The following is a 23,552-nucleotide window of genomic DNA, read 5'->3' on the forward strand; positions in this document are numbered from 1 at the left end:
GTTTTTTTATTTATCCCAAAGTTTCTAGGCGGATTCGATTGACCTTGCCGTTGACCATCGGTAAAGCTTCAATTTCAGCAATGGCCGCATTCATTTCTTTTTCCAGCGTGATCTGAGTCAGCATAATAATCGGCATGAACCCTTTGTCATCCAGTGCTTCTTTCTGGATAATGGCTTCAATGCTGATCTGGTGGTTGGCAAGAATTCTTGTTACGTCAGCGAGAACGCCGGGTTTGTCCTCAGCATGCAGGCACAGATAATAAGCGGTTTTAAATTCTTCTGACGGCAACACCGGTATATCTGCCAACGAATCGGCCTGGAAAGCCAGATGCGGCACCCGGTTTTCAGGATCTCCGGTTAATGCCCGCACGACATCAACCACATCAGCAACGACGGCAGATGCAGTCGGTTCAGCACCGGCGCCGGCACCATAATATAAAGTGGGACCTACCGCATCACCTTTAACCAGCACGGCATTCATGACACCGTCGACATTGGCGATCAGGCGGCGTGCCGGTATCAGTGTCGGATGAACTCTTAATTCGATCCCTTCAGGCGTCTTGCGGGCGATACCCAAATGCTTGATGCGGTAACCCAATGCTTCAGCGTACTCAACATCTTCACGCGTGATTTTAGTAATACCTTCGGTAAAAACCTTATCAAATTGCAGCGGTATGCCGAACGCGATAGAGGCCAAAATCGTCAACTTATGGCCGGCATCGATGCCTTCCACGTCAAAAGTCGGGTCGGCCTCTGCATAACCTAGCGCTTGCGCTTCGGCCAAAACGTCGGAAAAATCACGGCCTTTATCACGCATTTCAGTCAGAATAAAATTGCCGGTGCCATTGATAATACCGGCCAGCCACTGGATTTGATTGCCGCTCAATCCTTCACGAATGGCCTTGATAATCGGAATGCCGCCGGCAACTGCAGCTTCAAACGCCACCATGACGCCTTTTTCGCTGGCTCTGGCGAAAATCTCATTGCCGTGCAAGGCAATCAGCGCTTTGTTGGCTGTGACAACATGCTTGCCGTTGGCGATGGCCGTCAAAACCATTTCCTTGACCGGACCACAGCCGCCAATCAGTTCCAGGACAATGTCGATTTCCGGATCATTGATGATTTCATAAGGGTCCGTTGTTAAAACGATACCTTGCGTATCGCAAATGCGTTCGCGGTTCAAATCCCTTGCCGACGCGCGGGTGATGACGATTTCACGGCCCGCTCTGCGTGCGATTTCAGCCGCATTGCGTTTCAAAACATTGACAGTACCGCCCCCGACAGTACCTAATCCTAAAACCCCCACTTTTACCGGTTTCAAATCAAACTCCTGCACAAAGCATTTTTTACTAAATTTAATGTCATATAACGTTGTCTTTCTTCAGCATATTGCGAATACCGCGCACCGCCTGACGGGTTCTATGCTCGTTCTCAATTAATCCGAACCGAACATGATCATCGCCATGCTGGCCAAAACCAATGCCGGGAGAAACAGCCACTTTGGCCTCCGCCAGCAGCTTTTTCGAGAATTCCAACGACCCCATTTCCTTGTAGGGTTCCGGAATAGGCGCCCAGACAAACATGGTCGCTTTGGGCTTGCTAACTGGCCAGCCTGCTGCATTTAAGCCATCACACAGCACATCCCGGCGCTTTCTGTACATTTCGGCAATTTCGGTCAGGCAATCCTGCGGGCCCTCCAGTGCAGCGATCGCTGCGATCTGAATAGGCGTAAAAGTGCCGTAATCCAGATAGGATTTGATACGTGCCAGAGCGGCTACGAGTTGCTTGTTGCCGCACATAAAGCCGACACGCCAGCCTGGCATATTATAACTTTTCGACAGCGAGAAAAATTCGACCGCTATATCTTTTGCGCCAGGAATCTGAAGAATGGATGGCGCCTTATAGCCGTCGAACACGATGTCGGCATAGGCAATATCATGGACTACCCAGATCTTGTGCTCTTTGGCCAAAGCAATAATCTTTTCAAAGAAATCCAGTTCCACGCACTGGCTGGTCGGATTGCCGGGAAAATTCAGGATCAGCATTTTCGGCTTAGGCCAGGAATCGATGATGGCTTTCTGTAGTTCCTCAAAGAAATCAACGCCTGGCACCAAGGGTATGTGCCGAAGATCGGCTCCGGCAATCACAACGCCGTAAGGATGAATCGGATAAGCTGGGCTGGGCACCAGCACGATATCGCCGGGCCCCAAAGTCGCCAGGGCCAAATGCGCGAGACCTTCCTTCGAACCTATCGTGACAATAGCCTCGCTTTCAGGGTCCAGATCAACGTCAAAACGGTTTTTATACCAATTACAAATAGCTCTTCTGAGTCTGGGGATGCCTCTGGAAACGGAATAACGGTGCGTATCCCCTCTTTGCGTTGCTTCAATCAGCTTTTTGACGATGTGCTCTGGCGTAGGCTGATCCGGGTTGCCCATGCCAAAATCGATAATATCCTCTCCGGCTGCGCGGGCTTTGGCTTTTAGTTCATTAACAATGTTAAAGACATAGGGAGGTAAGCGACTTATTCTATGAAATTGTTCCATTAACAGCCCTTGAGAATTCAAGTATATAAGTGAAAGGTTAAAAAAACAGTCTAAAGTACTGTTGTTACTGAGCCGTGTCAACTATTTGACAAGCCACAGGCTTGATTGAAACACGAGCTGAAAGTTTAACGGTATGCGGACAATATCTGCTCCACGCGCATTAAATCTTCGGGCGTATCGACACCGGCGGCCGGCGTTTGAGCTACAACTTTTACCTGCACAGGTTCGCCATGCCACAGGATTCTAAGTTGTTCCAGAGATTCCACAGACTCGAGCGATGAGGCTTCCCATTGACAGTAACGATTCAAAAAATCGACCGTATAGGCATACATGCCGATATGCCGAAGATAAGGCATTTTCCCGGAAGGCGTGCCGCCGGCATGAGTAAAATGCCCTCTTTCCCATGGAATGGGAGCGCGGCTGAAATAAAGCGCCAAACCGGCTTTATTCACTACAACCTTGACGGCGTTCGGATTAAAAATCTCTTCATTATCAATAATTTCAGCAGCCAGCGTGGCTATGCCCGCTTGTTGCTGGCCCGCTAATGCCGAGGCGACATCGCGAATATAAGCCGGAGGAATCAACGGTTCATCGCCCTGGAGATTAACGATGATCTCATCATGACGCCATCCGCGCAGTCTGGCGACTTCCGCAATGCGCTCCGTGCCGCTTTGATGATCCGGATTTGTCATGATGGCTTTAATGCCCAGATCGTTTACCGTCTGCAAGATTCTCTCGTCATCGGTTGCGACGATAATTTCTTCGGCATCGGCTTCCTGCGCGCGGTCACAGACATGCGCAATCATGGGTTTGCCGGCAATCTTCAATAACGGTTTGCCAGGCAACCTCGTGGAAGCATATCGTGCAGGGATAACGACTTTGAAACGTAAACTCATTGATGTAAAGCGTCAACTTCATCAAGGGTTAATTCGCGCGCTTCATCCTCAAGCATGACTGGAATGTCATCGCGAATAGGAAAAGCGAGACGATCGACTTTACAGATTAATTCCTGTTTGGCTTTATCATAAACCAGCGGGCTTTTGCATAAAGGACAGGCCAGAATATCGAGTAGTTTTTTATCCATTGTTCTTTGCTTTTAATAAATTTAATAATCGTTCGGAAAAACCTTGTTCCAGAACTGCTTTTACCGGCACATACCAATGCTGCGAACCGGCAAAAGCGGTGCATTTTACAGCATCCTTTTCGGTCATTAATACCGGTTTATCATCATTGAACGCGATATCATGCCGCTCAAACTTATAATGATCAGGAAAGCTGCGCGTTGCGCATGAGATGCCGGCAGTGGCCAACAGATTGAAAAAGCGCTCAGGATTGCCAATGCCCGCCAACGCATGACATTCAACAGTACTGAAATCTTCCAATGATTTTTGCTGGCCCGTGGCCAGATTGATCGCACGATCTCCGATCAGTTGCATGGAATATTCTTCGTCTTCCTTTTCTGCGCCGTTAACAATCCTGAAATCGACGCTTTGCAGTCTATCTATCGGTTCTCTTAGCGGTCCGGCAGGCAGGCAGTAGCCGTTGCCAAATCGCCTTTCCCCATCAATAACGGCAATTTCGATATCTCTAACCAGCGCATAATGCTGAAGGCCATCATCCGATACGATGACATTACAGTCCGTCTGCGCCAGCAACAAATTGGCGGCGTCGGCACGGACAGGGCCTACCGCTACAGGGCAAGCCGTCTGCCTGACCAATAACAGGGCTTCATCGCCGACCAGCTCGGCATTACTGTTCTCATCAACTCTCTGAGGCCATGATTCAGCCAGTCCACCATAGCCTCGGCTAATGATGCCGGGCTTATAGCCGGCTTCTTTAAGCAATGAAGCCAATCCTATTACGAACGGCGTCTTACCGGTGCCGCCTACCGTAATATTGCCTACCACGATAACAGGAACGGGCACGGTTTGTTTTTTCAATACGCCCAGGCGATACAATAATTTGCGAAACCTGACCGCATCGCAGAACAGAAAGCCCAATGGGCAAAGCCATACGCCGATAAAATGATCTTTATACCAGATATCCTGCGCCCATCGAGCCAGTGTTTTTTTCATTTTTCTGTCTTCGATTCTTCCGTCGCAAACGAGATATGCGTAAAACCCGCTTGACCGGCACTATCCAGCGCCGCAATAACAGCCTGATGAGGTGTCTTGCCGTCAGCATTGATAATAAAAGGCAATTGTGAGGAATGCGCGGCGATTTTCTGCAATTCCTGTCTTAGCGTATCCTTACTCTGATTGACCAGTTCGTGCGGCAGACCGTCTTCACCTTCCAGGTAATAAACGCCATCCGCATCGATGATTAAGGTAACCGACTTTTCCTGCGCTTCGGCTTCAGCTCCATTGGCTTCAGGCAGCTTTACATTGACTTCTGTTTGTCGGTTGAAAGTAGTGGATACCACAAAGAACAGCAACAATACAAAAAGCACATCGATCATCGATATCAGAGTGATATCGACTTTTTCTCTTTTTTTACGGTGAAAGTTCATAAGGCTTCTTCACGGTCTCCGTGCAGAATTTCTATCATTTTTAATGCTTCGGCTTCCATGTTTACGATGTATTCATCGACCAGTCTTTCAAAATGGCGATGAAAAATTAAACTGGGAATAGCCACTGTCAATCCGGCCGCTGTTGTAATTAACGCAACGGAAATACCCCCCGCTAAAACAGACGGGTCTCCTCCGGTACCGCGTTGCATAAGCGCTGAAAAGATTTCAATCATACCGAACACTGTTCCCAGCAATCCCAATAAAGGGCTAACGGCAGCGATAGTGCCCAAGGTATTAAGAAAGCGCTCCAGATTATGAACAACCTGCCGGCCAGCTTCTTCAATACATTCCTTCATGACTTCGCGTCCATGCTCGCTATTAGCTAGGCCTGCCGCCAAAATATATCCTAAAGGCGAACTGGTCTTTAAACGATGCAGAGCCGCTTTATCCAGCTTTCCTTCGCGAAATAAGTTCCATACCTGAGGAACGAGCTCCGAAGGTACGATTTTCTTCCTTTGCAAAGACCATAAACGTTCAGCAATGATACCCATTGCCCCAATTGAGCATAAAATGATTGGCAGCATCATCCAGCCGCCGCTTTTAATTACTTCAAACACGTTATTTCCTAAAATCAGTATTGTTAACTAAAAACCACATGCGTAAGTATAGGTCACACACTGTACAAGTGCTATTTTAACCTAAAGTACCTGGTGTTGAGTATTTTCAAAGCCAATCCACAGATAAGCGACCACAAAGGCCAATCCGCATGCGACGGCGGCTAATGAATAAACAAACGCCGGGCCCATGGACTCCCAGTAATAACCGCTGTAGAGGCTGCCCAGCATGCCGCCTACCCCATAACTCAGGCTGCTGTATAAAGCCTGGCCTTTACCCTGATGTTGTTGGCCAAAATAAATATAAACCAAATGAATAGCTGCAGCATGGGGTGCGCCGAAGGTAGCGGCATGCAGCAACTGAGCAAGAATCAGCAACCATAACTGATCTGCATACCAGGCGATCATCAGCCATCTGCCGGCGGCCAGCACGATGCTGAGCAGCAGAATATGCCGTAATGAATAACGCTTTAATAAGCGTCTCATGTAAACAAATAACACGATCTCCGCGCAGACGCCTAAAGCCCAAAGCATTCCTGTTATCGTTGTCGAATAATGATATTGATTAAGATAAATGGAATAAAAAACATAATAAGGTCCATGAGCCATTTGCAGCAGCAGATAAACGACTAAAAAAGCTAACACTTCCGGCCTTTTTAGGATTTGCATAAGGCCGACTGGCTCGGTTTCATAACTTAAGGCATGAGCATCCGGCGTCGCTAAGGCAACAACCCAGATTAAAGCCAGCAAGATGATAATGACGGCCGGAAGCATCGATATGGGCTGTTTATCCAGAAGCCAGCCAATACCTAACACAGCGACAATAAACCCGACTGAGCCCCACAGTCTGATCTGGCTATAACGATGAGGCTCGCTTTTTAAATGAAACAACGTTACCGCCTCAAACTGTGGCAACGCGGCATTCCAGAAAAAGCTGAACCCGATGGTGATCCAGGCAAACCCGATGTAACTGCGCTCGATTAAAAAGCCGGCAAAGAGCAAGGCAGCGAAAAATGAGGCAATGCGGATGATGCGCAGACTCTTGCCGGTATGATCGGCAATCCATCCCCACAGATTAGGCGCAATGATTTTGGTGCCCACCAACAAGGCAGACAGTTCGCCGATCTGATCGGCATTGAAGCCGCTGTCTTTCAGATAGAGGTTCCAATAAGGCAAAAAGCCGCCCAGCGTCGCAAAATAAAAAAAGTAGAACCCTGACAGACGCCAGTAAGGAATGGACATAAAGGTCTTTATTCAGGCACCACAAGACAGGCTTTCATGTCTTGTGGTGTTTGTGCTGGTCATTGATGACCGCTTATCTTAAAACCGGCAATCCGGATTGGACATCGGCATTTTGTGCCCGATGCCGTAAAAAATGATCCATCAGCACGATTGCCACCATCGCTTCGGCGATTGGCGTCGCCCGAATGCCGACGCACGGATCATGACGGCCTTCCGTAACCACTTCGACGGCTTCGCCTTGACGATTGATACTTCTGCCGGGCAGACGGAGGCTCGATGTCGGTTTTAACGCGATGCTGGCGACGATGGCCTGACCGCTTGAAATGCCGCCCAAAATGCCGCCGGCGTGATTGCTCAAGAATCCGTCCGGTGTGATTTCATCCCGAAACTGCGTGCCTTTGCTGTCGATGCAGGCAAAGCCATCACCGATTTCCACGCCTTTTACGGCATTGATGCTCATCAACGCATGCGCCAGATCAGCGTCGAGGCGGTCGAAAACAGGCTCTCCCAAGCCGGGCGGGACATGGGTTGCCACGACATTGACTCTGGCACCTATCGATTCGCCTTCCTTGCGCAGAGCATCCATATAAGCCGCCATTTCCTCGATTTTGTCAGCGTCCGGGCAGAAAAAGGGATTGCTGTCGATAATATTCCAATCGATCTTTTCTATTTCTATGGGGCCCAGCTGCGACAAATAGCCTCTTATTTCAATGCCGGCCTGCTCTTTAAGGTATTTTTTGGCAATGCCGCCGGCCGCCACGCGCATGGCCGTTTCGCGGGCTGATGAACGCCCGCCGCCGCGATAATCCCTGATGCCGTATTTATGCTGGTAGGTATAATCGGCATGCCCCGGCCTGAAACTATCGGCAATTTTTGAATAATCCTTGGAGCGCTGATCGGTGTTTTCAATCAGCAGGCCGATAGGCGTACCTGTGGTTTTGCCTTCGAACACGCCGGACAGAATCCTGACTTCGTCGGCTTCGCGGCGTTGGGTCGTATGCCTGGAGGTGCCGGGTTTTCTGCGATCCAGATCCTGTTGCAGATCGGCCTCAGTCAGTGATAATCCCGGCGGGCAGCCGTCAACGATGCAACCCAAAGCAGGGCCGTGACTTTCACCGAACGTGGTGACGGTAAATAATTTTCCTATAGTGTTTCCAGACATTATGCTAAAGCCGCTAAGAATAGTTCGTGATATTGGTTAACCTGTTCGGCCGTCAGCAAGAATACGCCGTCGCCTCCCCGCTCAAAATCCAGCCAGTAAAACGGCACATCGGAAAATGTATATTGCAGTGTTTCCGCGCTGCTGCCGACTTCCACGATCAAAATGCCCTGCTCCGTCAAATAGTGGTCGGCTTCAACCAGAATGCGCAGCACGATATCCAGCCCTGATTCGCCGCCTTTAAAGCCCATATCGGGTTCGGCGCGAAACTCGGCAGGCAACTGTTCCCATTCGGCATGACTGACATAAGGCGGATTGCTGACGATGATGTCATAGCGCTGATCGGGCAATTCATTGAACAGATCCGACTGATACAGCGTCACCGTATCATCGAGCCGGTGTTTTGCCACATTCATTTCAGCAACGGCCAGTGCGTCGGCAGACAAATCGACCGCGTCGACATAGGCTTCGGGAAAGGCATAAGCGCAGGCAATAGCAATACAGGCACTACCGGTACACAAATCCAGGATGCGTTCGACCTGATCTTCATCTACCCAAGGATCGAACCGCTGCTCGATCAATTCGGCGATTGGCGATCTCGGCACGAGAACCCTTTCGTCGACATAAAAAGGCAGGCCTGCAAAAATGGCCTCATGAGTCAAATAGGCGGCCGGTTTCCTTTCGATGATGCGTCTATCGATAATATCAATGACGTCCTGACGCTCTTTCAGCGTCAAAACAGTTTCCAGATAAGCCTCAGGCAGATTATAGGGCTGATAAATAGTATGCAGAACCAGCGCCGCAGCTTCGTCCAGCGCTGTCGCCGTGCCATGGCCAAAAACGATTCTGGCTTCGGTAAATCGGCTGGCACCCCAGCGAATGTAATCGCGAATCGTGGAGAGTGTGGTTAAAACATCAGATGGAGTTGTGTTCATTGATCAATAAATAGTCAATCTCGTTAGATAAGCATCGGCCTATTTTGGCCCATAGCGAATAATCAAACCGTTTCCGGCCTAAAGCCCGCCTTGAACAGTTCAAAGATATCGGCGGGCACATGACCGCCGATTTTGAAAATGATCGTCTTAAAAACTTGCAGCCTTGGCTCTTGCCGCTCTGGCGCCTGCGAAATCCTGCTGCATCACTTTGGCGTTTCCGATCAATAGCCAGCTTTGCCTTTTCAAACGCGCGTTTCCGGATGCCAGCAGCGCCGATTTTTTTGCCAGGTCTTCCGCTAATCGCGGTTTGGACTGTTTGAGCCTTAACTCCGCAAGCTTATAAAACAAGGCTGCATTGCGAGGTTCTATTCTGATGGCACGTTCTATAGCGGCCACTGCCGAGTCAAGGTTGCCGGACTGGCTGTTTTGGTCCGCCGCGGAAACCAGAGCGCCTACCGCCGGCGACGATGATACAAACGCAACCGGTTCCAATGGCTGCATCATTTCCGTGGGCTCCGGCAAAGGCGCCGCAGGTGCCTGGATAGAAGGTACGGCAGAACCCGGAATAGCGTCCGTCCCTGGGGCTGTTTCCATAGGTGTTGTTTCTATGGGCTCCATAGGCGTTGTCGTTATCGGGCCGGAGTCCTTAAGTGGTTGGGTCTCAACCGTCGGAGCGGCCGAACGTTTAGCCTGTTTGGCTTTTTTGGGAGGCTTCGGCTTGGGCGCAGGTTTAGCATAGATGTTTGGTTGGACACGAGGTTGTCCTCCATATACCGGTGCTGGAGGCTGAGAGCCATAAAACTCGGCGCAGCCTGTAACCAGGATAGGCAGTGAACAAACTAAAACAAGTCGTTTAATTGGCATTGACATTTATTTATAAAAACAGCTCTTTGTAATTTGATTAGTTTTGCCGGCGAATTTCTTCATCTACGGGTTTATCTTGATAAGAAGGCATCGAACTTCTGCTTTCCGGCTTTCATTGTGTATTACCGGATATTTCTCAGAAAAATCCTCTATTTTTTGAGATTATAAAGGTATTCCGGGTTTTCTACTAATCAAGACAGACCTTTGAATTCAATGTTGCAAACAGCATTGCCTTACAAGATCAGGCACTGGTATAGCTTGAAATCAGATATTGCAAGCCATCCCTGTCCAGCTTCTGATTGTCAACTTTGAGGTAAGCGACTGCTTCTTCATAATGCAAGGTCACTTCTTCCACACCGACAATCTTCACCATTTCTGCCATAAATTCGTTGGCTTCCTGCTCCGTCAGTTTTTCCAGAGAAATGAGCAGATTCGCCCAATAACGCGGCGGCTTCATGCTGAAGGATAAAAGCAGCCAACTGCCGGCAGCGGCCGCGCAAAACAAAAATACGGCGCCGGCGCCAAATTCTCCATAACACCAGCCGCCTGCTGCGCCGCCGATGCCTGCGCCCAGAAACTGACAGGTTGAATAGACCCCCATCGCTGTGCCTCGCAGGTCAGCCGGCGCATTCTTGGATATTAACGACGGCAAGGTCGCTTCCAGCAGGTTAAAACCGCAGAAAAACAGCCAGAGAAAACCGATTATGGCAAACAGATTACTATTGAACTGCATCAAACCGATGTCAGCCAGCACTAGTGCGGCAATGGCGCCTATAAAGACGGTTTTCATCTTGCGCTTTTTTTCCGCCAATATGACAAACGGGATAATAGCGGCCATGGAGACAATGAATACCGGCAGATAAACCTGCCAGTGCTGTGCCGGAAGCAGGCCGGCATCGCGCATTAACAAAGGCACGATGACAAAACTGGCCGTTAAAATGGCGTGCAGGATAAAAATACCGTAATCCAGCCGCAGTAATTCAACATTTTTCAGCACATGCGAAAATTGCGTCGGTACGAGTTCCGCATCGCGATGTGTCTTGGATTCCTGGGGATTGGGCACTATAAATAGAAGAATTAATATAGCCAGCAACGCCAGTCCCGCAATCAGCCAGAATATGCCGTGCACGCCAACAAAGCTCGCAATCACGGGACCTGCAGTAATGGCAATGCCGAAGGATACGCCGATACTGGCACCGATCAACGCCATGGCTTTCGTGCGGTGCACTTCCTGCGTTAAATCGGCCACCAACGCCATAACGGCGGCGGCTACTGCGCCGGATCCCTGTATGGCGCGCCCCAGCAGAACGCCGTAAATAGTCGTGGACATGGCGGCAATCACGCTGCCGGCAAAAAACAGCAACAAACCGATGATTATGATCTTTTTACGGCCAAACCGATCCGACATCAAACCAAAAGGAATTTGCAGAAGCGATTGGGTAATGCCGTAAATGCCGATAGCCAGACCGACTAATGAGTGTGTTGCTCCCTCAAGCTGCTCGGAAAATAACGACAATACCGGCATAATCAGGAACAAGCCGAGCATGCGGAAAGCATAAATGCTGGCCAAAGACCAGGTGGCGCGTTTTTCCGATGGGCTCATCGGACTCGTAATGTCCTGCACTTGTGTCAAAACCAATTTCTCCTTTGTAATCGTTACGCTTAAAAATTCTGCCATTATAGCAATCATTCTGGCGCATTCATGTATTTGTGCTATGGCTCTCAGGACAAGCGCATATAAATATCAAAAAGAAAAAACTTGATCGAAAGAAAGCCCGGCTTGCGCTGACCATGTGGATAGCTCTCCGCTTGCCCTGACGGTTGTAAGCGCGCCGGGCCGTCTTGCCATCAATCGCCACGACTTCACCCGTCGTCAGTTTCCTGCCCCAGGCGATAAAGCTCTCGCTCAGTTTCGCCGGCTCAAGACGCGCAATGACTCGCGCTCTGCAGTCATGCGAAGGGATGCCGTTCTACTCGGGGGTCTTTCGGCGTTGAAAAGACTTTAATAGATCAAAGTCACGCATGATCTGGCAAAAACCATTAATAACGTGATGATTCCTGTGTATGCAGCCTTATTAGGACAAGCTGTGGTTACAGCCAAAGCCTGAGCCATTACGCGGATTTAAGCTTTACCTCGGCAACCGATTGAAGCCTTATTGCCTGGATTAAAGCAAAGACAGGCATTGAAGTGCCTGTAAATACTTGTTAAGTCGCTCCCTTATTGAGCAGGTTTAATAGCCGTGACCAAGGCATTGGCTTCCATTCTGTGACTCAGGCTAACTTGTGAAAAACCGACTTCTTTTAGTTGATTTAGCGACAGCGATTCACGCATGATATGGTCTTCGGATTCATCATTTAATATGTGAATTACCCAACTCTCCAATAAATCAAGCTTATTGGCTTCCGTCAATATCTTGAAATACCCCTCCACCTCTCTCTGAACAACCCGCGTATGTATGGAAACATCGTCCAGGGCATAACGATCTCCATTAATAAGTTGCCCGCCGGGCTTTAAAACGCGGAAAATTTCCTCTATAACTCTCTGACGATAAGTATTTTGAAAATTGTGCAAAGTATAGGCGGATGCCACGATGTCAACGCTATCAGTTGCCATATTTTCTAGTGCGGTCAATGCGTCATCGCTACAAAAAAATAGCCTTTCCTCATCAGCCCATTTTTTTAGATGGTTTTTGGCTTGGTTCTGCATAGTGGGTTCGTTATCAATGCTTATTACAATTGCCGCCTCCCTGGCAGTTAATATTGATAACGTGGTAATGCCAGTTCCTCCGCCCAATTCGACAATCTTCAATTTATCTGCACTTCGAGCAGGATATTCTGTAACTGCAGCGCCTACAAGACAGCTCATTTCCGTCGCTAATGGACAGATCAGATTGAGCATTTCATAGTCCTGCCCTATTATCCCGGAAAACAGCGCATCGTATTGGGATTTTTTATTACCACTCATTATTAACTACTCATTTATCAGTTATGATTTTGCCTGCTGTTTACGCTCATAAGCGGCTAATTGTTCGGCTGTCGCTTCGCTTTGATATTTATCTTTCCACTCGTTGTAGGGCATGCCATAAATCACTTCCCTCGCCTGCTCATAATCGATATCAACGCCCCGCTCTGCAGCCGCCGCCGCGTACCATTTTGCCAGGCAATTCCTGCAAAAATCAGCCAAAATCATTAAATCAATGTTTTGCACTTCGGTGTGTCTCTGTAAATGGCTGACTAATTGCCTGAATGCAGCCGCTTCTAATTCTGTCTGTGTGTTTATGTTCATGGATTTTTTCCGAAAAATTGGCATTTTAGCAGAAACGCACATGGGGTTATGTACATTCATGAGCAAAGATTTTACAATACCTCGTCATCATGTTTGCATAACAGACGGTTAAATATATGGAAATTCGTAGTTCATTGTTAACTTTTTCGCCTATTGGATATAACCGGCAGGCCATAGAAAGAAACAACAGCGTGCAAAACAAAGATGAAATCAGTGAACTTTCTGTTCCTATAAACTCTCATAACCATCAGTTCGGCCGGGGCCTTTCTGCCGATGAGATTAAAAAAGCATTCGATAATGCTGGTTTAACTCTAGGCTTAATAGACCAACATAATACTTATAAATCAACTGATACGCGTACTTTAAAAGCATTAAATGCTCATATACAAAATCAGTCAACCTTACTGATTACAGGAATAGACACTTATGTCTGACAACCTTCATATCCAGCTATTATGAATCAGCTTTTCGAATTCTTCCCTATCATTTTATTCTTTATTGCCTTTAAGCTTTACGATATATATGTTGCTACCGCAGTCGTTATCGTAGCCACTGTTATTCAGGTTGCCTATACCTGGTTTAAACATCGTAAAGTTGAAACCATGCAATGGATTACTTTGGCCCTAATTCTTGTGATGGGCGGCGCCACCATTTATTTACAGGATGAGCAATTTATCAAATGGAAATTATCCATTATAGAATGGCTATTCGGCCTTGCCTTTCTAGGCAGTCAATTCATTGGTAAAAAGCCTTTCGTCGAACGAATGATGTCCGGCAGTTTGACGTTGCCGGCAGTGGTCTGGAGACGGTTAAACATTATGTGGGCCAGTTTCTTTATCAGTGTCGGCTTTATCAATCTGTACGTTATGTATAATTACAATACCGATGATTGGGTGACTTTTAAAACATTCGGCGTGCCGGGGCTGATGATTATTTTTATTCTGGTACAAATGATTTTTATCTATAAATATATCCCCGAGGCAGAGGAATAAATCGTGTTATACGCAATTATCAGTGAAGATGTAGCGCATAGTCTGGAAAAAAGGATGACCGCGCGTCCGGCCCATCTTAAAAGACTGCAAGCGCTTCAGGATGCTGGAAGACTGATTTTAGCCGGTCCGCATCCCGCTGTAGACAGTGAAAATCCGGGCGAAGCCGGTTTTACCGGCAGTTTGATTGTGGCCGAGTTTGATAGCCTGGAAGCAGCTCAACAATGGGCCGATGCGGACCCCTATATTGATGCAGGCGTTTATACGCAGGTCACCGTTAAACCTTTCAAAAAAGTCTTGCCTCAATGACAGTTAATATAATTAAACAATTATTAAACGATGCTTTTCATCCTGAGCTTCTGGAAATCGTAGATAACAGCTCAGCTCATGCTGGACATGCTGGAGCACGTAGCGGCGGCGGTCATTACCATGTAACAATTGTTGCCGAGGCGTTTGAAGGCAAATCATTGGTTCAACGGCACCAGCTAATCTATAAAGCGTTGGGCGACATGATGAAACATCAAATCCATGCTTTAGGCATTAATGCTCTATCACCCTCTGAACGTAAAATATAAGGAAAATAATAAATGAAAAAAAAGATTATCCCTTTACTGCTTGCTGGTACAGCACTGGTTTCGATTTCAGCTTGCAATGAACAAAAAAGTACTGATGCCACACCTGCCGCTCCCGTTGTTGACAAAGCAGATGCCGTTGCCGTCGTAAACGGAAAATATATCAGCAAAAAAACACTGGCAGACTTGGAAGGTGAAGTTGCCGAACGTGCGCACGGGCAGACTTTCCCTAAAGATAAATTGATAGAAGAGTTAATCCAACGTGAGTTACTGGTTCAGGAAGCCGTGAAAAAAGGGCTTGATAAATCGCCTGAAGTTGTAGAACGTCTTGAAACTCTAAAGAAATCATTGCTATCGCAAGCCGTTCTGCAGGATTACTTAAAAACCAATCCGGTCACCGAAGCCGAAGTAAAAGCTGAGTACGACAGCAAAGTTGCCGCTGAAAAAGGCAATGAATATAAAGCTCGCCATATTTTGGTCAAAACTGAAGCTGAAGCTAAAAAGCTGATTGAAAAATTAGACAAAGGCGCAAAATTTGACGAACTGGCAAACAAAAACTCTATAGATAAATCATCACAAGGCGGCGATTTGGGTTGGTTCACTGCTAATCAGATGGTGGCGCCTTTTTCTGAAGCGGTAGAAAAGTTGGAAAACGGCAAATACACTAAAACACCGGTACAGACACAGTTTGGCTGGCATGTTATTTTAAGAGAAGACTCACGTCCTGTAACGCCACCTCCTTTGGAAGCGGTAAAAGAACAGCTGACACCTTATCTGCAACGCAAAAAAGTCCAATCCATGATAGAAAACCTGCGTAAGCAGGCGCAAGTAGAAGTTCTGGTTCCGACAACAGAAGAAAAACCAAAAGCTGAAGGCGCTGAACCCGCCGCTCCTACTGGCGAGCCGGCAACTACAGAGCAGCCAGCTGCTCAACAACCAGCGGCTGAACCTGCAAAGCCAAGTGATGCCCCTGCTGAGAAGGCCACACCTGAAGCAGGCAAACCTGCAGAAGCGGAAAAACCGGCTACCACAGATAAAAAATAGCCTGCTTGTCTAAAAAGGGCGGTTTTTCCGCCCTTTTTTATGCTATTTTTTCCATATATTGCAAGATAAACTGGACGTTGCGATTCCCTCTGAATTCGTTGATATCCAATTTATAAGCTATCCTGCAAGACCTCAGGCCCAACCATTGTTCAGGATGATCCACATAAAAAGCGATAGCATCAATTAACTGCTCGGTATCCGGCTTTCTCAGCACTAGTTTAAGATGGCGCTGTCCGACGATGCGGGATTGAATGACATCAAAAACCCCGTCAAACACTGGCTCCGGAAATTCCTGCCCCCAAGTGCCTGCGTTTTGCAATAAAGCGGCAAATTCAATCGTGATGTCACTTTCGGACAACTCGCCATCCGAATAAATCTTTAGCTCCAGATCAACATTCGCCAGACGCTTTCTCACCATTTCATCAAAGGCTAAAGCAAAAGGCGGATAATCGTGCATTTTCAAACTTAAACCGGCCGCCATGGCGTGACCGCCAAACTTGCTTAATAATTTGGGGTGCTCGGCGGCTATATCACTCAGCACATCACGTATATGAACGCCGGGAATAGAACGTGCGGAACCTTTTATTTCATCTTTGCCGGCCGAAGCAAAAGCGATAACAGGTCGATGCAATCTGTCCTTGATTCGCGAGGCTAAAATGCCAATCACGCCCTGATGCCAGTCCGCATTAAACAGGCAAACTCCGGCAGGCAAATGATTTTCATCAAGGGTTTTCATTTCCCTCAATAAAGCAACCGCTTCCTTTTTCATTTGGCCTTCAATTTCCCGCCGATCATTATTAAGATCATCGAGTTGAAGTGCTATTTCCTTGGCATGAGCCGGATCTTCGCTTAACAGGCACTCAATGCCTAATGACATATCATCCATGCGCCCAGCCGCATTGAGTCTTGGCCCTAGTGAAAAACCAAGATCCGACGAACTGATTGATTGAGCTTTTTTGCCTGATACTTCAATCAGCGCATTCACTCCAGGATGCGCGCGCCCCGTGCGTATCCTTAATAATCCTTGATAAACCAGTATTCGGTTGACTCGGTCCAGCGGAACCACATCGGCAACTGAACCTAGAGCCACATAATCAAGCAACTGAGCGAGATTAGGTTCCTGGATCTGATGCCTCTCGAACCAGTTTTGTTCTCTTAAACGGCTACGCAGTGCCATTAACACATAGAAGATTACCCCGACGCCTGCTAATGCACGACTCGGAAATTTATCGTCGGGTAAATTGGGATTGACGATGGCATCAGCAGCCGGAAGCTCATGCCCAGGCAAATGGTGATCCGTTACCAGAACCTTTAATCCAGAAGCCTTAGCCGCTTTAACACCGTCAATGCTTGATATGCCATTATCAACGGTAATGATAATGTCGGGCTTTTGCTGTTTGACCAGTTCTACAATTTCCGGCGTCAATCCATAACCGTATTCAAACCGGTTGGGGACTATAAATGAAACCGACTCTGCCCCCAGTAATTGCAGGCCTTTGACAGCCACTGCGCAACTGGTGGCGCCATCTGCATCGAAGTCGGCTATGACAGAAATTCTCAGCCCTTCATTAATCGCGTTGATTAGATGAGCAACCATATCCTCCATGCCAGATAACAACCACGGCGATGGCAATTTTGCCAGCGTTCTATCCAGATCAGCTTCCGATGTTAAGCCTCTGGCTAAATAAATACGTTCCAATATGGGATGAAGCTCGCCGAATTGTGGACGTTTTTTGCCTATGGGTCTGGCAACAATGGTTTTCTTTACGTTTGGATAATACATGAGTTACAGCAATCAGCAGAGCTTGCGCTATAGCGTTTTAAAATATTTTTCTTAGGCGAGATAATTAAAATCAACGTTTTGTTGGCATTGTTATCGGTATTACCCGGGAAGCTCCTGTTTATCAGGAAGGCAGAAAGAGCTCATTATAATTGATTGAGGCAATAACATAGTCATCAATTCTTCTTAATTTCTTCATATTTTTGTCATTTCCAATACTTATTATTCATGAAGTCCGCTTATAGCATTGCGGCCAATTAAAATTCAGAAAATATACGGAAAATAAGCATGAATAAAATAATTCTAACATCCCTTCCCTTACTTGCGGCGGCAGGCGTTTTTCATCCAGTCATCAATTTCGCCGATGAAGTCAAAGGACCAATGTCCTTCAAACCGATCAAGGGGTCTGCTTATAATGAACTCACCAATGATCCTGCTGTGTTGGATGAATCGACCTGGTTGATTCCAGAAGGATTCAAACAATCCGTTATCTCTGATGAATCCAATTTAAACATTTATATTGATAACGATTGGCCTGACATGAATACGGTCAATGAGACTCAAAAACAAGCTGGGCGCTATTTATACCGTACTCATGAAGTCCGTTCAGGCAATGACCAACGCAATGACGGGAGATTGGGCGGAGCAGTTTCCGTTATCGATTTAAAAACGGGCAAAGCCAAAGAATTGGCAGCTAGAGATTATTGGGAAGCCTTGGACGGTATTGTCTGGACACCGTGGCATACCATTCTGGTTGCTGAGGAAACAAACTCGGGCGGCTATCCTGATCCCGATTATCCGCATGCTTCATCGGGACTGGTTTATGAAATCGAGCTGGACAAGGGTGACCCTACCAAAGCAAAAAAAGTCACAGCCCGCCCATTGCTTGGTTCAATTGCTCATGAAGGGATTGAGACCGATGATGAAGGCAATGTCTATGTGATAGATGAAGACCGTGCACCAGGCGGATCTATTTACAAGTTCGTACCAAACACTTATGGCGATTTGAGCAGCGGCAAGTTATTTGCATTGCGGGTTAAAAATGGCGCCCAAATCGGCGAGGCGGAATGGGCAGAACTTAACCTTGATCCAGCCACATTTGATGCGCAAGCGGCTGCAGAACAAATTGGGGCAACCAGTTACTGTCGTCCTGAAGATTTGGAGCGCATCGGCAAGGTTTTATATGCGGCATTGACCTGCGAACCGCGAACCGGCGGCAAAGATGGTCCCGGCGCCGTATTATCTATCAGCCTGAATGAAGCGCCGATGGTCAACTACTTCGTTGAAGCCGGTGTCAATATTGCTGCAGAAAATTCAGCTTCCGGCGTAACCGGTCTTAAAAGCCCTGATAACTTGGCCAACGGTCCTGACGGAAAATTATGGATCGTGGAAGACAATGTACCCAGTGATATTTGGGTAGCAGAACCCGATAATGACGGCGATAGCCATGCGGATGGCGTGCATTTGTTTGCATCGATGAAAGATAAAGATGCGGAAGGAACCGGTATATATTTCGGTAAAAACCCACATAAACTATTCGTGAACGTCCAGCATTCGGGAACGGGCAATGACAAAACGATGGTGATCAGTGAAATCAGGAAAAATGATGAAAAGGATGAAAGCCACAGTGAGGACCGTGATTAATTCATCCAGTTAAATTGATGTCTACATAAATACAAGACGAGCCGCAGCTTATTTAATTGTTGCGGCTTTTTATTATTCGCTTTTAGGCGACGCATCAGCGCATGAATCAAACAGAATAATCGAAGCTTCATAGCTGATGCGTCCGCAAACTTAAATATCCCTTTGCTCTATAACAATCTGCCAAGGCCGTTCAGCAATGGGCAATACGTAACCTTGGGCATCTAATTCTACATGAGTCAGGGAAACCGCATCGAGCACATTTCCTCCGATCAGATCCAACTCATTCGCTCGGCGTTCTACCACAATATCGCAATGATAAGGTCCGCGGCGCAATTGCGCGAACGCATTTACTTCATGCATGAATCCCTCCTCCCGAGGCGCGCAGAGCAAATCTCCTGGCTTGGGTGAGTAAAATTTTGCGTCCCGGGCAATAAAGCGGGCATTCCTGTCAGCCGACAGCGTATGCTCGATATAGTCCCAATGCAGTACAGTGGACGGCAGATCGCTTTCGGGCACGCCTGAACTGCGCGCCAACCAGATGATGAAAGCGCCTGACCAGGGGCGCAGTTCACCTTCATAGCCTAATATCGGCAAAGATGAGGCAGTGTACCAGTATAAATACACGCGCGAGAAAAGCGGAGCCTGGGTTTCATGGCTGTTCACTTCTCCAGTCGAATAGGTCAGTACCGGCGGTTGATGAGTATAATCGACCACAGGTTGGCCAAATAGCATCCATTCCTGACGGGCCAGATAAATCATGCGTTCGCGTATGGTAGGTATGGCGAATGCCGGCTTGACGCCCTCTGCCGGCGTGATGCGTGGCGGTTGGTCGACGGCTATTAACGTACAACCGATCTGCAAAAGGATCAATCCTAAACTTAAACCGAACAAGGATCTGGTCACACGCTCACCTCGACCCGCCACTGTCTGCCCGGATCAATTTCAACTACATTAATCTCTACATTCATAAATTGCCGAATAACAGCAATATTAGTCCGGCTATGCTCGGATAAAGGACCGGTTACAAACGAACCGCCGGCTCCCAGGCTTAACGGTAAGAGGAGTTGGTCAGCGAGATAACAGCCGACAGGCGCACCTAAGGATTGATAATTTATCAATTCGTCAGCCGCCTTGTCAGCCACTTGTTCCGCGCTGATGCCGCGCTCTCCAATGCTTTCGACAACTTCTGTTATGTCAGAATAACGAACTTGGAGAGAAATAATATTGCCAGGGCCTGGCGATTCAACTGTTTCCAACGTTATGCTTTCTTCAGGCCAGTTCAGCCTTTTCAATAATTGTTTTTTCTCTCTGATCAGCACATGACCAGGTATTCTGGATGCCATGCATTTTGCCTGACTATTGAGCAGTATTCCCTGATTTTCTAGTATGACTTTTTGAAAGTTTCGAGGAGGATTGATGGTTATTGTCCATTTTCCGCCTCCTGCCGGATAAAAGCCGTAGCGGTCGATCTTGGCATTAAACTTAGCGCCCATTTGTTCCAGAATCGGCAAAAAACTGTGTTGTATAAAATCAAAGCTGGGGGCCATTGGGTTATGTGTTCCTCCTTCCAGAACCAATCGTGAAGGCTTGCCAGTCAATAACAGCGCCGGCAGCACGGTTTGAAAAACCAACGTACTGCTGCCGGCAGTGCCGATAGCAAAATGATAGTCACCAGCCTCAATATTGCCAGGTATAAATTCAATTTCCTGAGAACCGACAAACGCACCATTAACCTGCGCATCGCATATCTCGGCCATGGCCTTAACGCTGGCTAAATGTTGGCGCATCAGCCCCGGTTTTTTTCTGCCTTGCCTGATATTTTTGATGCGCAGCGGTTTTCCCAGACTGGCAGCCAACGATAGTGATGTTCTCAGCATCTGGCCGCCACCCTCCCCACGTGCGCCATCTATATTAATCATGATTGTACCTTTTAATAATCCTGAAGTGTCTTGGCATTCATTTTTTTAAATATGTCTATGATATAATACCCTTAATTGAAACGTGCCAGCCTGTCATTTTGCCTCTGCCAAGGTAGTTATTAAACCTTTATATCAAAATAAGACTTAATAAATGTTATATTTGATATATGTCTATGATATAAATAATCATAAATATAATCGCCTCCATGAATTGGACGTCTCTCTACGATGATAGATGGTGTATTAACAGCGCCACGCACACATACTGTCTAAACGGCAGATGCCGCACTCGATCAATTTTGCTCTGTAATCAAGTGTTGTTTATATGATGCTAATCTCTTTGGCTACTCGCACTGCTGCTGTGTTTTTTAATTTGCTCCCTAGCGACAGCGGCAATGTTTTCCGGCGTAAAACCGAAATGTTGAGCGACGACTTTCGCTGGTGCAGACAGACCGAAGTCATGCAGACAAAACCTGGCGCCCTCGCAACCGGTATAGCGCTCCCAACCGAAGCTGGATGCGGCTTCGACGGCGACCCGCGCCTTGATCCGTGGAGGCAGCACGCTGTCCCTATAAGCCTGGCTCTGAGCCTCGAACAGATCCCATGACGGCATGCTTATCACTCGCGCCTTGATCCCTTCGGATTTCAGTTGCTCATAAGCCATAACGCAGAGACCGACCTCGCTGCCCGTCCCCAGCAACAGTACATCAGGCTGCTGATCCTCGGCATCGGCAAGTACATAGGCGCCGCGGGCCACACCGCTGGCCGGCGCGTATTTCGAACGGTCCAGCGTCGGCACCGCTTGGCGCGTCAACACCAGACTGACAGGGCGATCCTTGATTGGCATAATGGCGCGCCACGCCTCGACCACTTCGTTCGCATCCGCCGGGCGTATCAGAATCATGCCCGGCATGGCGCGAAAAGAAGCGAGATGTTCGACAGGCTGATGAGTGGGCCCGTCCTCGCCCAGACTGATCGAATCATGCGTCCAGATATAGATCACGGGCAGTTCCATCATGGCGCAAAGCCGCACCGCAGCCCGGCAGTAGTCGGTAAAAATAAAGAAGCTCGCAGCAAAAGGCCGTAGTTTCGACTGGCTCAGCCCACTGGCGATGGCGCACATGGCGTGCTCGCGCAGGCCAAAGTGTAAATTGCGGCCACTGTAATCGCCCCCCTGGCCCGGCGCCTGAAACTCGCCGGCCGGCTCAGCGCTCAAATGCGTCTTGGTAGACGGCGCAAGGTCTGCCGCGCCGCCCAGCAGCCATGGTATTTTTCCGGCTATCGCATTCAGCACTTTACCCGATGATTCGCGGGTAGCCATGCCCTTCTCATCGGCCGGAAATTCAGGCAAGCCGCTATCCCAACCATCCGTCAACTCGCCCCGCTGCATCTGATCGACCTGTTCGGCAAGATCCGGAAAACGCTGGCGATAGGCTGCAAACTGCTCATTCCAGCCTAAGTGAGCCGCAGAACCGCGCCGGCCAAACTGATCCCGGAAGTGCGCCGGAACCTCGTCCGGCACGTAAAACTGCACATCCGGGTTCCAGCCGTAAGCCATTTTCGCCAGCCGAACTTCTTCATCGCCCAGCGGTTCGCCATGGGCTTCTTTCGTATCATGCTTGTGCGGCGCGCCATAGCCGATATGGCTGCGGACGATAATCAATGTAGGCGCATCATGCGTATTAAGAAATTTCTCGTAGCATTGGGTAAGCAGTTCAAGGTCATTGGCATCATCGATATGAGAGACATGCCAACCGTAGCCGGAAAAGCGCTCTGCCACATTTTCCGAAAAAGTCAGGTTGGTCGAACCTTCGATGGTGATATCGTTGTCATCGTAAATCCAGCAGAGATTGGAAAGCTTCAAGTGTCCAGCCAGGGACGCCGCCTCGGCGCAAACGCCCTCCATGATGTCGCCATCGCTGCACAGTGCATACACGTTGTAGTCAAACAGATCGTAACCGGGACGGTTGTAAGTGGCTGCCAGCCAGCATTCCGCGATCGCCATGCCGACACTGTTCGCAGCCCCCTGCCCGAGCGGCCCCGTGGTCGTCTCCACGCCGGAAGTCCAGCCGTACTCAGGGTGACCCGTGCAGCGGCTGTTGATCTGGCGGAACGTCTTGAGATCTTCAAGCGTCACTGCCAGCCGGTCAGATTCCTTATAACTGGGACTGGTCGCTTTGACGCCGCACAGATACAGCAGACTGTAGAGCAACGCTGAGGCATGACCGGCCGAGAGCACGAAACGGTCACGGTTCGGCCAATTGGGATCTTCCTGATCGTAGCGCAAGAAGCGCTGCCACAGGCAGTAAGCGGTCGGGGCCGCGCCCATGGGCGTCCCTGGATGGCCGGATTTCGCTTTCTGGACGGCATCGATGGAAAGCGTGCGCAGGGTATTGATGCAAAGCTGGTCAAGTTGGGCTGGATCGGTCATAAATTCACTCCACTGATG

24 protein-coding genes are annotated in these 23,552 nt (G+C 48.3%); 6 read left to right on the forward strand and 18 right to left on the reverse strand.

All coding sequences use genetic code 11. The features are described 5' to 3' along the window. Positions 1 to 10: 10 nt before the first annotated feature. The 14 genes from ACTNE6_RS10600 to ACTNE6_RS10665 all read right to left on the reverse strand — a co-directional run bounded on the left by ACTNE6_RS10600 (position 11) and on the right by ACTNE6_RS10665 (position 13,155). Positions 11 to 1,321, reverse strand: a complete 1,311-nt coding sequence (locus ACTNE6_RS10600) for a homoserine dehydrogenase (RefSeq protein WP_442496662.1) — start codon at positions 1,319 to 1,321, stop codon at positions 11 to 13. A gap of 40 nt (positions 1,322 to 1,361) precedes the next feature. Then, positions 1,362 to 2,546, reverse strand: coding sequence for an alanine transaminase (gene alaC / locus ACTNE6_RS10605; RefSeq protein ID WP_194968777.1), 1,185 nt, complete (start codon positions 2,544 to 2,546; stop codon positions 1,362 to 1,364). 125 nt (positions 2,547 to 2,671) lie between these two features. Continuing rightward, positions 2,672 to 3,442 carry a 3-deoxy-manno-octulosonate cytidylyltransferase gene (kdsB, locus tag ACTNE6_RS10610; RefSeq protein WP_194968778.1) on the reverse strand — a complete coding sequence of 257 codons (771 nt, stop codon included), beginning with the start codon at positions 3,440 to 3,442 and terminating at the stop codon, positions 2,672 to 2,674. Continuing rightward, on the reverse strand, positions 3,439 to 3,630 hold the full coding sequence (locus ACTNE6_RS10615) for a Trm112 family protein (protein ID WP_442496663.1): 192 nt from the start codon (positions 3,628 to 3,630) through the stop codon (positions 3,439 to 3,441). Before ACTNE6_RS10615 ends, kdsB begins: the two co-directional genes overlap by 4 nt. Then, positions 3,623 to 4,621, reverse strand: a complete 999-nt coding sequence (gene lpxK, locus ACTNE6_RS10620; RefSeq protein ID WP_442496664.1) for a tetraacyldisaccharide 4'-kinase — start codon at positions 4,619 to 4,621, stop codon at positions 3,623 to 3,625. Before lpxK ends, ACTNE6_RS10615 begins: the two co-directional genes overlap by 8 nt. After that, entirely contained in the window at positions 4,618 to 5,055 is a 438-nt protein-coding gene (locus tag ACTNE6_RS10625) for an ExbD/TolR family protein (RefSeq protein WP_442496665.1), read from the reverse strand. The genes lpxK and ACTNE6_RS10625 overlap by 4 nt, the downstream gene beginning before the upstream one ends. After that, a complete protein-coding gene (locus ACTNE6_RS10630) occupies positions 5,052 to 5,672 on the reverse strand; it encodes a MotA/TolQ/ExbB proton channel family protein (protein WP_442496666.1) in 621 nt (206 codons plus the stop codon). Before ACTNE6_RS10630 ends, ACTNE6_RS10625 begins: the two co-directional genes overlap by 4 nt. 81 nt (positions 5,673 to 5,753) lie before the next feature. Continuing rightward, a complete protein-coding gene (locus ACTNE6_RS10635; RefSeq protein WP_442496667.1) occupies positions 5,754 to 6,911 on the reverse strand; it encodes an MFS transporter in 1,158 nt (385 codons plus the stop codon). A 73-nt stretch (positions 6,912 to 6,984) separates the two neighbouring features. Continuing rightward, the gene (aroC, locus tag ACTNE6_RS10640) at positions 6,985 to 8,073 is read right to left on the reverse strand and encodes a chorismate synthase (protein ID WP_442496668.1); all 1,089 of its coding nucleotides are present in this window, start codon (positions 8,071 to 8,073) and stop codon (positions 6,985 to 6,987) included. Then, entirely contained in the window at positions 8,073 to 9,005 is a 933-nt protein-coding gene (prmB, locus tag ACTNE6_RS10645) for a 50S ribosomal protein L3 N(5)-glutamine methyltransferase (protein WP_442496669.1), read from the reverse strand. Before prmB ends, aroC begins: the two co-directional genes overlap by 1 nt. Positions 9,006 to 9,152: 147 nt before the next feature. After that, the gene (locus ACTNE6_RS10650; RefSeq protein ID WP_442496670.1) at positions 9,153 to 9,599 is read right to left on the reverse strand and encodes a tetratricopeptide repeat protein; all 447 of its coding nucleotides are present in this window, start codon (positions 9,597 to 9,599) and stop codon (positions 9,153 to 9,155) included. A gap of 511 nt (positions 9,600 to 10,110) precedes the next feature. Beyond that, positions 10,111 to 11,472: an MFS transporter gene (locus ACTNE6_RS10655; protein ID WP_442499690.1), complete on the reverse strand. Its 1,362-nt coding sequence runs from the start codon at positions 11,470 to 11,472 to the stop codon at positions 10,111 to 10,113. 615 nt (positions 11,473 to 12,087) lie between these two features. Beyond that, a complete protein-coding gene (locus ACTNE6_RS10660) occupies positions 12,088 to 12,834 on the reverse strand; it encodes a class I SAM-dependent methyltransferase (protein ID WP_442496671.1) in 747 nt (248 codons plus the stop codon). A 21-nt stretch (positions 12,835 to 12,855) separates the two neighbouring features. After that, positions 12,856 to 13,155: a DUF1244 domain-containing protein gene (locus ACTNE6_RS10665; protein ID WP_442499691.1), complete on the reverse strand. Its 300-nt coding sequence runs from the start codon at positions 13,153 to 13,155 to the stop codon at positions 12,856 to 12,858. Positions 13,156 to 13,271: 116 nt separating this feature from the next. Here ACTNE6_RS10665 and ACTNE6_RS10670 point away from each other — a divergent pair, with 116 nt between their 5' ends. The 5 genes from ACTNE6_RS10670 to ACTNE6_RS10690 are packed head-to-tail and all read left to right on the forward strand — an operon-like array spanning position 13,272 to position 15,760. Then, on the forward strand, positions 13,272 to 13,589 hold the full coding sequence (locus ACTNE6_RS10670; protein WP_434485413.1) for a hypothetical protein: 318 nt from the start codon (positions 13,272 to 13,274) through the stop codon (positions 13,587 to 13,589). A 21-nt stretch (positions 13,590 to 13,610) separates the two neighbouring features. Next, entirely contained in the window at positions 13,611 to 14,147 is a 537-nt protein-coding gene (locus tag ACTNE6_RS10675; RefSeq protein ID WP_194968790.1) for a septation protein A, read from the forward strand. A 3-nt stretch (positions 14,148 to 14,150) separates the two neighbouring features. Beyond that, complete coding sequence (locus tag ACTNE6_RS10680) at positions 14,151 to 14,453, forward strand: YciI family protein (RefSeq protein ID WP_331817942.1); 303 nt, start codon at positions 14,151 to 14,153, stop codon at positions 14,451 to 14,453. Beyond that, positions 14,450 to 14,719, forward strand: a complete 270-nt coding sequence (locus tag ACTNE6_RS10685; RefSeq protein ID WP_194968792.1) for a BolA family protein — start codon at positions 14,450 to 14,452, stop codon at positions 14,717 to 14,719. Before ACTNE6_RS10680 ends, ACTNE6_RS10685 begins: the two co-directional genes overlap by 4 nt. Positions 14,720 to 14,731: 12 nt before the next feature. Continuing rightward, positions 14,732 to 15,760: a peptidylprolyl isomerase gene (locus ACTNE6_RS10690; protein ID WP_442496672.1), complete on the forward strand. Its 1,029-nt coding sequence runs from the start codon at positions 14,732 to 14,734 to the stop codon at positions 15,758 to 15,760. A gap of 37 nt (positions 15,761 to 15,797) precedes the next feature. On the opposite strand, the gene recJ is transcribed toward ACTNE6_RS10690, so the two are convergent. Then, positions 15,798 to 17,543, reverse strand: coding sequence for a single-stranded-DNA-specific exonuclease RecJ (gene recJ, locus ACTNE6_RS10695; RefSeq protein WP_442496673.1), 1,746 nt, complete (start codon positions 17,541 to 17,543; stop codon positions 15,798 to 15,800). 285 nt (positions 17,544 to 17,828) lie between these two features. On the opposite strand from recJ, the gene ACTNE6_RS10700 reads away from it, so the two are divergent. After that, positions 17,829 to 19,184: an alkaline phosphatase PhoX gene (locus ACTNE6_RS10700; protein ID WP_442496674.1), complete on the forward strand. Its 1,356-nt coding sequence runs from the start codon at positions 17,829 to 17,831 to the stop codon at positions 19,182 to 19,184. A 150-nt stretch (positions 19,185 to 19,334) separates the two neighbouring features. Here the strand turns inward: ACTNE6_RS10700 and ACTNE6_RS10705 are convergent, their stop codons facing one another. The 3 genes from ACTNE6_RS10705 to tkt form a co-directional block, all read right to left on the reverse strand. Further along, a complete protein-coding gene (locus ACTNE6_RS10705) occupies positions 19,335 to 20,087 on the reverse strand; it encodes a DUF2272 domain-containing protein (protein ID WP_442496675.1) in 753 nt (250 codons plus the stop codon). Next, entirely contained in the window at positions 20,084 to 21,103 is a 1,020-nt protein-coding gene (gene rtcA / locus ACTNE6_RS10710; protein ID WP_442496676.1) for an RNA 3'-terminal phosphate cyclase, read from the reverse strand. Before rtcA ends, ACTNE6_RS10705 begins: the two co-directional genes overlap by 4 nt. Positions 21,104 to 21,434: 331 nt before the next feature. Next, the gene (gene tkt / locus ACTNE6_RS10715) at positions 21,435 to 23,534 is read right to left on the reverse strand and encodes a transketolase (protein ID WP_442496677.1); all 2,100 of its coding nucleotides are present in this window, start codon (positions 23,532 to 23,534) and stop codon (positions 21,435 to 21,437) included. Positions 23,535 to 23,552 lie beyond the last annotated feature (18 nt).

This window comes from Methylobacter sp. sgz302048 (assembly GCF_052162025.1).
GTDB lineage: Bacteria > Pseudomonadota > Gammaproteobacteria > Methylococcales > Methylomonadaceae > Methylobacter.

Coding starts and splice junctions, on each gene's coding strand:
- aroC (WP_442496668.1), bottom strand. CDS start 8,073: ATGTCTGGAAACACTATAGGAAAATTATTTACCGTCACCACGTTCGGT.
- ACTNE6_RS10635 (WP_442496667.1), bottom strand. CDS start 6,911: ATGTCCATTCCTTACTGGCGTCTGTCAGGGTTCTACTTTTTTTATTTT.
- recJ (WP_442496673.1), bottom strand. CDS start 17,543: ATGTATTATCCAAACGTAAAGAAAACCATTGTTGCCAGACCCATAGGC.
- ACTNE6_RS10655 (WP_442499690.1), bottom strand. CDS start 11,472: ATGAGCCCATCGGAAAAACGCGCCACCTGGTCTTTGGCCAGCATTTAT.
- rtcA (WP_442496676.1), bottom strand. CDS start 21,103: ATGATTAATATAGATGGCGCACGTGGGGAGGGTGGCGGCCAGATGCTG.
- ACTNE6_RS10685 (WP_194968792.1), top strand. CDS start 14,450: ATGACAGTTAATATAATTAAACAATTATTAAACGATGCTTTTCATCCT.
- ACTNE6_RS10665 (WP_442499691.1), bottom strand. CDS start 13,155: ATGAACATAAACACACAGACAGAATTAGAAGCGGCTGCATTCAGGCAA.
- lpxK (WP_442496664.1), bottom strand. CDS start 4,621: ATGAAAAAAACACTGGCTCGATGGGCGCAGGATATCTGGTATAAAGAT.
- ACTNE6_RS10690 (WP_442496672.1), top strand. CDS start 14,732: ATGAAAAAAAAGATTATCCCTTTACTGCTTGCTGGTACAGCACTGGTT.
- tkt (WP_442496677.1), bottom strand. CDS start 23,534: ATGACCGATCCAGCCCAACTTGACCAGCTTTGCATCAATACCCTGCGC.
- kdsB (WP_194968778.1), bottom strand. CDS start 3,442: ATGAGTTTACGTTTCAAAGTCGTTATCCCTGCACGATATGCTTCCACG.
- ACTNE6_RS10670 (WP_434485413.1), top strand. CDS start 13,272: ATGGAAATTCGTAGTTCATTGTTAACTTTTTCGCCTATTGGATATAAC.
- ACTNE6_RS10650 (WP_442496670.1), bottom strand. CDS start 9,599: ATGGAAACAGCCCCAGGGACGGACGCTATTCCGGGTTCTGCCGTACCT.
- prmB (WP_442496669.1), bottom strand. CDS start 9,005: ATGAACACAACTCCATCTGATGTTTTAACCACACTCTCCACGATTCGC.
- ACTNE6_RS10625 (WP_442496665.1), bottom strand. CDS start 5,055: ATGAACTTTCACCGTAAAAAAAGAGAAAAAGTCGATATCACTCTGATA.
- alaC (WP_194968777.1), bottom strand. CDS start 2,546: ATGGAACAATTTCATAGAATAAGTCGCTTACCTCCCTATGTCTTTAAC.
- ACTNE6_RS10615 (WP_442496663.1), bottom strand. CDS start 3,630: ATGGATAAAAAACTACTCGATATTCTGGCCTGTCCTTTATGCAAAAGC.
- ACTNE6_RS10700 (WP_442496674.1), top strand. CDS start 17,829: ATGAATAAAATAATTCTAACATCCCTTCCCTTACTTGCGGCGGCAGGC.
- ACTNE6_RS10675 (WP_194968790.1), top strand. CDS start 13,611: ATGAATCAGCTTTTCGAATTCTTCCCTATCATTTTATTCTTTATTGCC.
- ACTNE6_RS10660 (WP_442496671.1), bottom strand. CDS start 12,834: ATGAGTGGTAATAAAAAATCCCAATACGATGCGCTGTTTTCCGGGATA.